The organism is Pseudomonas asplenii, from assembly GCF_001293465.1.
Classification (GTDB): Bacteria; Pseudomonadota; Gammaproteobacteria; order Pseudomonadales; family Pseudomonadaceae; genus Aquipseudomonas; species Aquipseudomonas fuscovaginae_B.
In genome coordinates this window covers 206,086-218,949 of sequence record NZ_JSYZ01000009.1, presented here as the reverse complement: position 1 = coordinate 218,949, position 12,864 = coordinate 206,086, and the positions used below count along the sequence as shown (strand labels likewise).

At 59.7% G+C, this 12,864-nt stretch carries 8 protein-coding genes; 2 read left to right on the top strand and 6 right to left on the bottom strand.

Annotated elements, in window-relative coordinates; all coding sequences use genetic code 11:
• Positions 1-46 precede the first annotated feature (46 nt).
• Positions 47-706 carry an alpha/beta fold hydrolase gene (locus PF66_RS12705; protein ID WP_054062888.1) on the top strand — a complete coding sequence of 220 codons (660 nt, stop codon included), beginning with the start codon at positions 47-49 and terminating at the stop codon, positions 704-706.
• A gap of 39 nt (positions 707-745) precedes the next feature.
• Here the strand turns inward: PF66_RS12705 and PF66_RS12700 are convergent, their stop codons facing one another.
• The 3 genes from PF66_RS12700 to PF66_RS12690 all read right to left on the bottom strand — a co-directional run bounded on the left by PF66_RS12700 (position 746) and on the right by PF66_RS12690 (position 5,359).
• Positions 746-1,477 (bottom strand): hypothetical protein, encoded by a 732-nt coding sequence (locus PF66_RS12700; protein ID WP_054062887.1) that lies wholly within the window; start codon positions 1,475-1,477, stop codon positions 746-748.
• Positions 1,478-1,517: 40 nt separating this feature from the next.
• Entirely contained in the window at positions 1,518-2,882 is a 1,365-nt protein-coding gene (locus tag PF66_RS12695) for an addiction module component (RefSeq protein ID WP_152973009.1), read from the bottom strand.
• Positions 2,883-3,460: 578 nt separating this feature from the next.
• A complete protein-coding gene (locus tag PF66_RS12690; RefSeq protein WP_054062885.1) occupies positions 3,461-5,359 on the bottom strand; it encodes a hypothetical protein in 1,899 nt (632 codons plus the stop codon).
• A gap of 380 nt (positions 5,360-5,739) precedes the next feature.
• Here PF66_RS12690 and PF66_RS12685 point away from each other — a divergent pair, with 380 nt between their 5' ends.
• A complete protein-coding gene (locus tag PF66_RS12685; protein ID WP_054062884.1) occupies positions 5,740-7,959 on the top strand; it encodes an autotransporter outer membrane beta-barrel domain-containing protein in 2,220 nt (739 codons plus the stop codon).
• Between the two features lie 71 nt (positions 7,960-8,030).
• Here the strand turns inward: PF66_RS12685 and PF66_RS12680 are convergent, their stop codons facing one another.
• The 3 genes from PF66_RS12680 to PF66_RS12670 form a co-directional block, all read right to left on the bottom strand.
• Complete coding sequence (locus PF66_RS12680; protein ID WP_241494341.1) at positions 8,031-9,455, bottom strand: hypothetical protein; 1,425 nt, start codon at positions 9,453-9,455, stop codon at positions 8,031-8,033.
• A gap of 768 nt (positions 9,456-10,223) precedes the next feature.
• Entirely contained in the window at positions 10,224-11,789 is a 1,566-nt protein-coding gene (locus tag PF66_RS12675) for a methyl-accepting chemotaxis protein (RefSeq protein WP_054060390.1), read from the bottom strand.
• Between the two features lie 214 nt (positions 11,790-12,003).
• On the bottom strand, positions 12,004-12,795 hold the full coding sequence (locus PF66_RS12670) for a CPBP family intramembrane glutamic endopeptidase (RefSeq protein WP_054062882.1): 792 nt from the start codon (positions 12,793-12,795) through the stop codon (positions 12,004-12,006).
• Between the last annotated feature and the right edge of the window lie 69 nt (positions 12,796-12,864).

Below are 12,864 nucleotides of genomic sequence, written 5' to 3'. Positions count from 1 at the left end.
GGGGGCGTTACATATCTAGTGGGTGCAGTGAACGATGAGGAATGAGATGGGCGAACAAGCATGGCCGGGGCACCAGGGCTGGCTGCATGATCGGGCGGCCGCTGGCGAATCGGCGCCGACCCTGATCCTGGCCCATGGGGCCGGGGCACCGATGGACAGCGATTTCATGAGCCTGATGGCCGCGCGCCTGGCTGCGCAGGGTGTCAATGTCCTGCGTTTCGAGTTTCCCTACATGGCGCAACGGCGCCTGGATGGCGGCAAGCGCCCGCCCAATCCCCAGGCCAGGCTGCTGGAGTGCTGGCGCGAGGTCTTCGAAACGGTGCGCCAGCAGGTCCGCGGGCCGCTGTTCATCGGCGGCAAATCCATGGGCGGACGCATGGCCAGCCTGCTGGCTGACGAGCTTGGCGTACAGGGATTGGTCTGCCTCGGCTATCCGTTCTACGCCGCCGGCAAACCGGATAAGCCGCGGGTGGCGCACCTGGCCGACATCGCCACGCCGACCCTGATCGTCCAGGGCGAGCGTGATGCCCTGGGCAACCGTCAGGCGGTGGCGGACTATGTGCTGTCGCCGCGTATCGAGCTGTGCTGGCTGACTGCCGCCGACCACGACCTCAAGCCGCTCAAGGCCAGCGGCTTCAGCCATGCGCAGCATCTGGACAGGGCCGCGCAGCAGGTTTGCGCATTCATTCTGCGCCAGAGCGCATAGGGCCGGCAGCCCCGGGTGGGACTGCCGGCGGCACGGCGGTCAGGCTTCGAGGTCGACCACGACCCGCGTGGCGGGCGAGTGCTTTGACCAGTTGCCGACCACGTCATGGATCTCGTAGCGCACCGGCAGGCTGGGCGAACTGCCGACGGCTTCGACGATCTCAGTCGGGACAGCGATGAGCAGGTTGCGGTTCAAGTGCTCCTCGCCCAGGGGCGGGTAATCGATCCTGCGATCATCCCAGGCCACGCTGATCCGATCGCCCACGCTCATGTTCAGGTAGGGCGCCACGATCACGCTCACACCGTGGGGCGATGTGATCACGCCGGCCGGCTGTATCTGCGGCGCTTGCAGGGCCTCGTTCTCGTAGGGGGTGGCCGGGTCGATGTCGACGCCGCCGGGGATCTCCAGTTTGACCCGGATGAGGGTGATGTCGGAGTCTTGCCAGGTTCCGCCCGGAAACGGTGTGAAGCGAAACCAGACGGGCACGGGCTCCCTGCCGGACTGGATATCCCGGATGTCCACCGCCAGGGTGACGAAGTCGCTGATCGGCGGCTCGTCCATGGGGTGTTCGTAGGTGCTGACGGGACGGGCGGCATCTTTCCAGTACAGGTCGATGCGATCCCCGGGCTCGAGGTCCAGGGGGCCAGCCAGCACTGGCAGCGGTTTCGCCGGATCCTGTGTGTCGACTGTACCGACGCCACCTGGATTGGCACTGAGTACGACCGGTTGATCGAGTTTTTTCAGATTTTGCGGATTGATGTTCACGGACATGATCGTGTCTCCGTAAGTGATGGAATAGGGAGTCAGGGGCTCAGGCACCTGTCGGACAGGCACCGCTCACGCGCATGTCCACGTAGGCACTCTGGCGTTGCGAATGGCCGGTTCCGGTAATGCTGTCGACGCTGAAGGTGGCCTCGGCGTGGCCGTAGCAATGGTTGTCCAGCACTGCCCTGGGCACGCGCAGGTCATAGCCGTTGCGGACCTGCTCCTCGGTCAGCGGGTTGGAGGTGTGCGGCCACCGGATCTTCCTGTTGCCGCCCGCCAGACGGTCGAAACCTTCGTAGAGGAAGTGGATGACATCGCCCTGCCTGATATTGAGATAGGGGGCGATATGCACCGGTGCGCCGTCACGGCCGTTCACCGTATTGATGGCGCCGTGTTCGTTCAGGTCGGTGAACTCCGGCGCGTCGGGCCCCGGCCGGCCACCGGGCAGTTCATCCCAGTTGCGCACGATGATGCCTTGCTCGGCGGATCTTGAGGTGTTCGGATTGCCGGCCTGGACGATGCCGTAGTGGACACGGATATCGGTGCCGGTGCCCAGTGGCCGGAAACGCTCGCCGGGCACCGTCAGGTTCAGGTCGCGGCCGGCGCTGACATCGCTGGCGGTGATGCGATAGGCAGGCTCGAACATCGCCTGCCCGCGCCAGTACAGCTGCAGTTCCTGTCCTTCGATGAAACCGGTGTTCCAGATAATGACGGCCTTGGCATCGCGCTCGAAATCGTCCGGGGAAATGAGGTTGTCCTCCCCATCGGGCGAGGCACCACGGATCAGCGGCTTGCGCAGCTCACCGGGCACCGGCAGTCGGGCCTTGACCACGATATCCTTTGGCCGCGAGTAGCCCATCACATGTCCCTCGCGACTGAGCTCATACTCCAGGCGGATATCCCCATCGCCGGCTTGCTCGATGCTTTTGAAAGGCACGTCGATGTGCAGGATGATCGGTTGTCCAAAGGCATCGAGGGGGAAGGGACCCAGCTCCACGCTGCCCCAGTGCAGGAGAATCCGGTCATCGGCCTGGACCGGTTCCGAGGTAGGAATCGTCACTTCGACACCGGCTTGTGCCTGTTCGTGGTCGATAGGCTCGACGTAGCCGTCGATGATCGGTGCCGGCAGGTCGGTGACCGGCTCGTTGAGCAGCAAGCGGACGTTGACCGCGACCGAGTCCCTGGAGAGGTTTCCGGCCCGGTCGGTGACGCTGTAGTGCACCGGTCCGTTGAAGTCTCCCAGGGATTCGAGAAAGGTGCGGGGAAACTCGACGATCACCTGCCGAGGTTCCATGTCATCGTCCTCGACCAGGGCGTCGGGACCCTCGGTGGCTCCCCAGAAGGTTCTGACCCGGTCGCCGATGGCGAAGCCGGTGTAGCCGTGGACGATGCCCGGTAGTACATCATCCATGTCGGTCAGCTCTTCGGAGGTGAGGCCATCGCGGACCTCGGGCGGGAACTCCAGGGGGGCGAGGGAGGGGAGGCCGGGGGCGGTGGTGTCGATTTCAATCGAGGTAGGAAAAGATGAGGTCGTACTATTGTTGTCGGTATTACGTACCAGATAGGTAAGTTGATATTTTCCTTCTTCCAGTGCGTCGACTGGAAGATAGAGCGTGAGTATCTTTCCGGGGACGTCATCTTCCTTGATCGGAGTTGGTTTGCCTATGGGGGTATTGTTCCAGTATAGCTGATAGTCCTCTTTCGTATCGGCGTTATCCCATACCGGGAAGTTTACAGGAACAGGTGCGTTCAGGACGTCTATGGGCAAGAGGCCTTCACCGTCGTCAAGTGCGGATTCGACCCTGGGTTTTTCCAAGGCTGGTTCAATGGTTTTCTGATCGGATGGATTATTCATATCATTTTATCCTGAGTGGTTTTTAATCAAGTACTGCGTGGTGCAGGCACGGGCAGGTTACGAAACCTGCCGCGTACTCTTGATGGTTCTTTATTTAAGAAAACGGCTGTTCTAGATAACTTGCTGCCTGGCCGTTATCGACAGCCGAGACCTGGGCGGCTCATGTCTACTCGCACGTCGGCAACCGCGGAAGTTGCAGGTCCCTGATTGTGCTCCGGCTTGGGCTCGACACGGAAAATGGCTTCTGCCCGACCTACGCAAAGAGCGCGCAATATTGTGTCTGGTATCTGGAAGCTATAACCGTTGACGATGTCCCATTGGTCCAGTTCGCGTTGAGCGGTATGGTGAGCTTCCGGAATCGGGTTATTGCTCTTGTCATAACCGTCAAAGGTCATGTGGATCGTGTGCCCCTGCTTGATGTTGTCATAAGGGTCGACGTGCAATGGCGTACCATCCGGGTTCTCGATAGGGCCCACGACACCGCCAGGGGTTGTCCGGGTGAAGCGAGGAGGCGGCAGCCCGAGTTCTCCGCCGGGTTGTTCGAGTTTTGAACGCACTGCCACGTTTTGCGTGGGCGCCCCGGCGGGGTTCGGATTGCCAGTGCGGGTCACGGTGTAGCTGACGGGAATGGCGGGGCCGGTGCCCTGATCCTTGAGTATCTGGTTGAGAACCGGGATAGTGAAGTCCACTCCAGCGTCGAAGTCGGACTGCTTGATTTCATACCAGCGCAGAACCTCCTGCTCTCCCCATTTCAGGTTGAGGTAGTCCCCGGCACGTAAACCCGTTACCCAGCGGAAGATGGCTCGCGCATCGAGTTCGTAATCATCCGGGTCGATCAGGTTGTCCTCGACATCAGGGTTGCCGCTGGTGCCCTGGATGGTTAGTGGCCGAAGGTTTTCCTCTGGCACAGGCAAGGTCAGGAATACCTCCACCTGCTTGGTGAGAGAGGTTCCCACCAGTTCGTTCTCGCGACGGACCTCGTACATGACGTTGACCTGTCCTTCCGGAATCAGGTTGATCACATCGAACTGCAGAACGGGCTCCAGAACCGGATCATTGTTTTCGTCGCCCTGGCGCAGTTCCAGTTCCGGCAACGGGTTGCCATCGCCCCAGAACAGCCTGATCCGGTCACCCGGAGCAGCCCCGTCGTAGTGTGGAATGCCTACGGTTACGCCAGTCTTGGCGTCCTGGTAATCAATCAGACCGTCGTCGGCCTGTGCCACAATCGGAGCTGGCAGGTCGTCCGGGATGTCGGCCAGCAGGAGCCTGATATAGGAAGGCTCGGAACGAGGGGAGATATTCAGCGCGCGGTCGGTCACGAAGTAGGTTACTTCGGCTTCGTTGCTGCCAATCTGGGCTTCGACCTGTTCGAGAAAGGCACGGGTGAAGGACAGGGTGACCCGTTCATCTTCCACATCGGCCCAGCGCACCAGGACACTGGGGCCCTCGATATTGCCCCACCAGGTCTGGATGGTATCGCCGTCGGCCATGGTGCTGTAGCTGGTGACCAGAACGTCCAGCTTGTTGCCCAGTGCGGTCAGCTCTGCGGAGGTCAGCCCACCTTCCACTTCCCGCGGAAAGATCATCGGGCCGTGGAAAGGCAAGCCAGGTGCGGTCTGGTCGATCTCCAGCAGGTATTCAAAAGAGGGCTCGGCTAGACCGTTATCGTTGTTCTTGAATTCATATGCCAACCTGTATTTTTTGTCAGTCGGGTTGAACGGATCTCTTTTTTCTACCAGGTATTCCTGTGGGACTTGCAACTTCAAACGTCTTGTTGGGTTGTTAAGGTCATCTTGCGTTACATCTTCCCATTCATCGGTAAGTTCTTTGCCATCCCACAGCAATCTGTAGGAATAGTGTAGTCCTGCATCGTCTGGAAGCGGGAAAGTGACATCCAGCGGAGAGTTCAAGGCAGTGATTGGTAACAGGCCATCCGTAAATGCCAGCGGTACGTCTGGTTGCGGATATCGTTCGAGTTCGCTTCTGGTATAGCCATCGAGGTTCAGGCTGATATGGGTCTTTGTATTGCACATTTTATGTTTCCTTATTAAATGGAAAAGATTTTAATTTTTTGAGCGAAGTCGTGCCGCCCGCCGTAGGTGAGGTTTTTAGGCTTTCCGCAGGTGAGCAGACTTCTCGATGGAGTAAGTAAGGGGGCTCTATGTGGTTTTGAAGTAATCGACTTTTTTGAGGGGTGTCAATGATTTTTTTGCAGAGGGGTGGGTATTTTTATATGAGGATTTTCTGTAGGAACTTGCTTATGTGTTTTCGGGAATTTGCTTGTGAAGTGTGGGGAGAGGTTTCGTGTTAACGCTGTTTTTCCCTGAGCAGAATGCTTCTCTCCAAACTCATGCGAGGGAAGTATATGTTGTATCGGAGAAAAATGAGCACGGGCTTTATTCATAAAACCGGATTGAGGGTCATAGGGTTGTCCTGTGGTGCAAGCCTGAGCTTTCAGGTTCACGCGACCCAAATCGACAATAGCAATGGAACAGACGGTACGGTAAGCAATCGCATTGAAACCCTGAATGCCTCCAGCCCGGTTGAGTCCTGGCAGGTAATCAACCGTGGCGTGTTGCAGATATTCGATGGTGCGGTTACCAACTCGGTCAGCGTCACGGGAAATAGCAGCGGGTTCTCCGATGTCCAGATCAATAATGGGACGGTGAATGGAGCATTATCGTTGTCCCATGGCCGGGCGACGATCGTCAATGGGACGATCAACAATGCCAATGGCAGGGCATTGCAGGTCGGTACCATCATGAATGGTGGATCGCCACTGAGTTCCAGGGCGAGTCTGCGGGACAGCAGCGTCTCCGGCATGGGAATCGGTGCGATCGTATCTCCTCTGGGTGAACTCACGCTGGATCATTCAACGGTGACTGCCGTGGCCGGGGCAGGGAATGATGGCGAGGCTATCAGGCTGGCGGGCAGTACATTGCAGATGACCAATGGCAGCTATGGGCGAGGGGAGTCGGTTGGCCTGCACATCATAGGTGATACCAGCGGCCCTGGAGCACCGATACCGATTGATGCGACGTCCCAGGTTGTCCTCGACAACTCAACGCTGGAGGGGCTGATCGGGCCGGCCATCCGGGTCGTCGATGGGGCGGAGGCAGAGATCGTTGTCCAGAACGGTTCCAGTCTGCTGGCCGGAAACGGCCTATTGCTGGATGTCAGGGAGAACAGCACCGTCGGTTTCAGTGTTGGCAATTCAGTCCTGAGCGGCGACCTGGTCGCCGATGACACCAGCACCCTGGACGTCACCCTGCAGAACAATGCCCAGCTCACCGGCAACCTGGTCAACACCAACAGCGTGGCCATCAACAGTGGCGCGAACTGGACCCTGGTCGCCGATGCCGAGGTCAAGTCGCTGTCCCTGGGCGGCGGTAGCGTGACCCTGGGTTCGGCCGACCAGTTCCGCACTCTGTCGCTGGGCGAGCTGTCAGGTACCGGCATGTTCAACATGCACGTCAATCTGCTGGACAATACCGGCGACCTGCTGAGTGTCAATGGCCAGGCCAATGGCGAGTTCCTGCTCAATATCGAGAACACCGGCCAGGAACCCAACTCGCCGGAGATCACACCATTGCATGTGGTGCATACCGAAGGCGGCGATGCCTGGTTCGATGTGGTCGGCGGCAGTGTCGACCTGGGCGCCTATTCCTACCTGCTGGAAAGGCAGGGCGACGACTGGTTCATCGTTGGCTCAGGCAAGACCATCAGCCCTTCGAGCCAGGCGGCTCTGGGACTGTTCAGCGTCGGACCGACGATCTGGTATGGCGAATTGGCGACCTTGCGCAGCCGCATGGGGGAAATTCGTACCAGCGGCGAGGGCGGCGGCTGGATCCGCGGTTACGGTAACCAGTACAACATCACCGCGGATGCAGGGTTCGGTTACAAGCAGCGTCAGAAGGGCTTGTCCCTCGGCTTCGACCTGCCCGTGCCGGTCAGCAACGGGCAACTGCTGGTCGGTGCCATGGTCGGTCACAGCGAGTCCGACCTCAGTCTCAGCCGGGGGACCGCCGGTTCGGTGGACAGCGGTTATATCGGGGCCTATGGCACCTGGTTGATGGACGAAGGTTATTACCTGGATGCCGTCGCCAAGTTGAACCGCTTGCGCAACAAGGCGGATGTGGCGATGACCAACGGCGTCAAGGCCAAGGGCAGCTACGACAACTTTGCCTATGGCGGCTCGCTGGAGTTCGGCAAACACATCAAGCTGCAGCAGGATGTGTTCATCGAACCCTATGCGCAACTATCGACGGTCATGGTCAAGGGAGAGCGCTATACCCTGGACAACGGCCTGAGAGCGCAGAACGATCATACCCAGTCGGTACTCGGCAAGGCGGGAGCGACGCTGGGGCGCAACCTGCAACTGGCGGATGGCGGCTTGTTGCAGCCCTATCTCAAGGCAGCCCTGGTCCATGAGTTTTCCCGTAGTGGCAATACCGTGAAAATCAACGACGTGTCGTTCGACAACAGCCTGTTCGGCAGCCGCGCCGAGCTGGGGGCGGGTGTTTCCGCCGCCTTGTCGAAGAACCTGCAGTTGCATGCTCATGTCGACTACATGAAGGGCGAGCACATCGAGCAGCCTTGGGGGGTGAGCGTCGGCGTGCGCTACGGATTCTGATTCCTGGCCTCTCCTGACCCATGAAAAAACCCTCGACGACGCCTCGTCGAGGGTTTTTTCATGGCCGACGCTCAGCGCACCTTGACCGGCGTGCGGGACGAGATATACACATCAGCCGGCAACGAGGTGGCTCGTCCCAGGCTGTTGCTCACCTCGTAATGGGCCCGGCCACGGCCGTGCTCCACGGCCATCAGGCGTGCCAGCGGCACCCGGAAGCGATAGCCGTAGCGCAGGTCGCGGCCGGTGACCACGTGTTCGCTGGTGTAGGTGGCCTTGTCGATCGGATTACCGCCCGTCAGGGCATCGAAACCGCAGAAACGCAGGAGGATACGGTCACCTTCCTTCATGTTGCGGTAGGGTGCGACGTGTACCACGGTGCCTTCCGGATCCTTGCGCGGGTCGACCACATTCAACACGCTGGCACCGCTGAACACCGGTTCCATCAGCCCCTCCTCACCGCCCGGCAACTGGATCTGGAAGATCACCGCCACCAACTGCTTGGGGGAGTAGGAGGTATTCGGGTTGCCCTCGCGGGTCACGGTGTATTGCACACGGATATCCACCCCGCAGCCCTGCTCGACGATCAGGCTGTTCGGCACGTTGATCACCAGGTAGCAGCCGCTGTTGACGTCCTGCTGGGTGATGGGGCGAACCAGCGGATGTTCCGCCTTGCCCCAGAACAGGTTGATCCGGTCACCGGCCCGGAAGGCGTCGCGCCAGGCGATGACGACGTCGGCGGCCAAGTGTGCACTGTCTTCGTCCAGGTAGTTGTCCAGGGTCTGGGCGTCCGGATTCTTGCTCTTGACCACCGGTGCGGCCAGGGCCTCGTTGACCAGGGTCTTGGGCGTCGGGTCCTGGGGGCCGGGCAGTTGCAAAAAAACCTCGAGCTCCAGGTCCGGGGAGACGAAGGTCTCGCCATTGCGGCAGACCTGGTAGGTCACCCTGGCCGGACCATCGCCGTGGCGGGAAATGGACAGGTAGGTGACCATGACGTTGAGCAGCAACGGCTTGCCCAGCTCATGGACGCTGATTATCCGCTTGCCGCCGACCGGTTCGCCATTCCACAGCACGCGGATTTCGTCGCCGATGGCGACATGGTCATAGGTCGGCACGCCGATCTTCACCCCCAGGCGCGCATGCAGGTCGTGAATCTGGCCGTCCTCGATCTTCAGCGGTATGGGGGCCGCCAGGTTGGCCGGCAACTCTTGCAGTTGCAGCTTGAGCAGCGCCGATTGCGAACGTACCGAAACGTTCCCGGCCCGGTCGCGAACGCTGTAGCTGATGGCGAACTCGCCGTTGCCCAGTTGCTCGAGGAAGTTTCGCTCGACGGTGAGTTGAACTTTTCCGCTACCGAGTTCCTCGGGCTGGACCGTGTGGCTGGGACCGGCATGTTCGCCCCAATAGCTGTGTATGACATCTCCCCATTTCATATCGAAGTAGCCCGGGACAGTGGCGGTGAGTTGGTCGCCAAGTTCGATCAGTTCGCTGTTGGTCAAGCCATCGAGAGCGATACTGGGTAGGATGACTGATGCAAGAAGTTCACCTCCGGGCGGTGTGCGGTCTATAAGGATCGGAGTGATATGAGAGTCACTTGATAGCTCGCTATAAATATCATACGCCCTATACTGAAGCTCGTTTCTACCCTCTTCGGACAGGTATTCACTTGGTAATGCCAAGGTGAGTTTGTCGCCTGTCTGGTAACCGGGCAGAGGGGTAGGGGTTCCAACCAGCACCCCGTTCCAGATCAATTGGCAGGTTTCGTCGGCACTGACATCGTTCCAGAGAGTCACCGTGACCGCCAGCGGTTTGTCCAGGTCCGTTGCCTGCAAGAGTCCGTCTTCGGGGGCCGCGGCTCCCACGTATGGAGCTTGCAGAAAAATGGGTGAGCTTTGAGTCTCCAAGTCCTTCATTAGGATATTCCTTTTATCTGATTGAGTGTTGTCAGGCATTTCCCACGATCAGACGCGTTACAGATTGTTTTGAGAGTTCTGCGCCGATACGTGTGCTTTTGGCAAATAATGCATTCAGGTCTGAAACGCTATCAGTTGGTTATGCGATATAGTGCCAGGTACTCAACGAATATTAAGTCTTGGGTGTTGTCAAGAGTTTTGAATTTTTTGTTTGATGTGTAGTTTTTCTGTAAGTGCCAAGTTTGTTCCTTTGAGGAAATTTCTTACTTATAAAAGGGAACCATTTAATTTTATTACGGACAATAAAAAACCCGATGCCTTTCGGTCATCGGGTCTTCTCTATTTTACTTGAAACTATCGGTTGAAACGCTCCACCAGCGAATATTGCGTATGGGCCGTGTGGGTCAGTTCCTCGCTCAGTTGCGCCGAGTTGTGCGCCTGCTCCGAAGTCTGGTCCGCTAGTTGCGCGATGGTGCTGATGTTGCGGCTGATCTCCTCGGCCACCGAGCTCTGCTCCTCGGTCGCGGCGGCGATCTGGGTGGTCATGTCGGTGATATTGGCCACCGCTTCGCTGATCCCCACCAGTGCCTCGTCAGCTTCCAGTACCCGTGCCACGCCTTCCTGGGCCTGGCGATGGCCGGCGTCCATGGTCTGCACGGCGGTGTTGGCGGTCTGTTGCAGCTTGGCGATCAGGGCGTGGATCTGCCCGGTGGATTCGCTGGTGCGTTGCGCCAGTTGGCGCACCTCGTCGGCCACCACCGCGAAACCGCGGCCCATCTCGCCGGCACGGGCCGCTTCGATGGCAGCGTTCAGTGCCAGCAGGTTGGTCTGGTCGGCGATGCCCTTGATCACGTCGACCACGCCGCCGATTTCATCGCTGTCCTTGGCCAGTTGGGTCACGGTACCGCCGGTTTCACCGACCACCACCGACAACCGCTCGATGGCTTCGCGGGTTTCTCCGGCGATATCGCGGCCGCGACTGGTCAGGCGGTTGGCTTCCTGGGTGGCGTCGGCCGTGCGCTGGACGTGGCTGGCGACTTCCTGGGTAGTGGCCGCCATCTGGTTGACGGCGGTCGCCACCTGCTCGGTTTCCTGGCGCTGGCGATCGAGGCCGCTGGAGCTCTTCTGGGCCAGGTCGTCGGACTGCCTGGCCTGGGCGTTGAGGTGCTCGGCGGTGTCCTGCAGGCGGGTCAGGCAGGTTTTCAGACGCGCTTCCTGGCTGAGGATCGACATTTCCAGGCGAGCCTGGGCGCCGCGGCTGTCGGTGTACATCTGGGCGATCAGCGGGTCCGAGGTGGTCTGCTCGGCCAGGCGCAGCAGGCGCTTGAGGCCGCGTTGCTGCCAGCTCAGGCCCAGCAGGCCGAGCGGTACCGAGAGCGCGGCGGCAAGAGCGAAGCCCCAGTGGGAGTTGAGCCACACGCCGATCAGGAAGCTGACCTGGCTGACCAGGATGAAGGGCAGCCAGTCCTGGACGATCGGCAGCCACTTGTCCCGGCGTGGAATCGCCGACTTGCCCTGGTTGATGCGCAGGTACAGCGCTTCGGCCCGGCGGACCTGTTCGGCGGTGGGCTTGACCCGCACCGATTCGTAGCCAACCACCTGGTTGCCTTCGAAGACGGGGGTCACATAGGCGTTGACCCAGTAATGGTCACCGCTCTTGCAGCGATTCTTGACAATGCCCATCCATGGCAGGCCTTGTTTCAGAGTGTTCCACATGTGCTCGAACACCGCCGTCGGAACATCCGGGTGCCGCACCAGGTTGTGCGGGGCGCCGATCAGTTCGTCACGGGAGAACCCACTGATTTCGACGAACGCGTCGTTGCAGTAGGTGATCACGCCTTTGGCATTGGTAGTGGAAATCAACCGTTGCTGAGCGGGAAAGGTGCGTTCACGTTGGGTAATGGGTTGGTTATTCCGCATGGTTTTTCAATCCGCAAGGCTTTGACAGGTTGTCGGCATGACAGGGGAAATATTAAATATATTTTTCAACTTTCATGACCGTTTCACAATTTGGCTCTTGCGTACTCGCACTCGTCCTTGAATACGAGTCGAACACGCTGGAAATTAAAGAGTTCAGCCGTTCATCCGGCTTTTCATAGAACGAAAGTACCAGTTGGTACTTTCGTTCTTGTTATCACGGTTGCAACATCGGATAAGTAAAGAATACGAAGTGCACGCTATTAAGCGCGACATGGGCCAGGACGGCTGCGGCCAGGCCCCCATAGCGATAGGCCAGACCATAGCCGATGCCAGCCAGTGTCGCCAGCAGCACCCATTGCCAGCCCGCACCGGCGTGCGCCAGCCCGAAAATCAGCGCAGCCCCCAGTAAGGCCAGGGTTTCGCCCCGTGGAAAGGATTTGAAACAGCGGCTCAGCCCGCCCTGAATATAGCCACGAAACAGGATTTCCTCGACCAGGCTCACCAGCAGCAGGTTGTTCAGCAGCCACCAGCCACCTTGCTCGGGCCATTTCGGCGCCCAGTTGACGATGCCCAACAGGCAGGCGCACCCCAGGGCGAGCAGCGAGGTCATGGCCCAGGCGCTGGTCGCACTGAGCAGCACGCGTCCCGGCGTACGGCGATTGACCAGCCAGGGACAGACCAGCAGCAGCCAGAAGCCGATCAGCGGTTTATCCAGATTGAGGTAGAGGGTGAACGGCACGGCCTCCGGGGTCAGGCGCAGGGCGTTGATCACCCGGCCGTTCTGGAAGCCCGGCAGCCAGTGCAGGGCCAGCGCGACGGCCAGCAGCACGAACAGGCCATGTCCCAGATAACCGGCCACGCGGCTGCGGGTCTGCAGGACGGCCGCGCCGCTGATGAGCAGCAGGGCGAAGGTGAACAGGCTGGGCAGGCCCAACTGGCCGACGCTCAAGGCCAGTGCATAACCCAGGGAAAGCAGGGCCAGATAAGGCCAGGGCAGGACGGACATGCAACTCCTTGTATGTCAGGCGGGCAGGGCGGGTCATGATAACCCGTGCCCCGCCCCTCCTGACCAATG

Bases quoted from the DNA above. Each gene is read 5' to 3' on its own strand.
- PF66_RS12705 (WP_054062888.1), top strand. From the start codon at position 47: ATGGGCGAACAAGCATGGCCGGGGCACCAGGGCTGGCTGCATGATCGG.
- PF66_RS12700 (WP_054062887.1), bottom strand. From the start codon at position 1,477: ATGTCCGTGAACATCAATCCGCAAAATCTGAAAAAACTCGATCAACCG.
- PF66_RS12695 (WP_152973009.1), bottom strand. From the start codon at position 2,882: ATGGATGATGTACTACCGGGCATCGTCCACGGCTACACCGGCTTCGCC.
- PF66_RS12690 (WP_054062885.1), bottom strand. From the start codon at position 5,359: ATGTGCAATACAAAGACCCATATCAGCCTGAACCTCGATGGCTATACC.
- PF66_RS12675 (WP_054060390.1), bottom strand. From the start codon at position 11,789: ATGCGGAATAACCAACCCATTACCCAACGTGAACGCACCTTTCCCGCT.
- PF66_RS12670 (WP_054062882.1), bottom strand. From the start codon at position 12,795: ATGTCCGTCCTGCCCTGGCCTTATCTGGCCCTGCTTTCCCTGGGTTAT.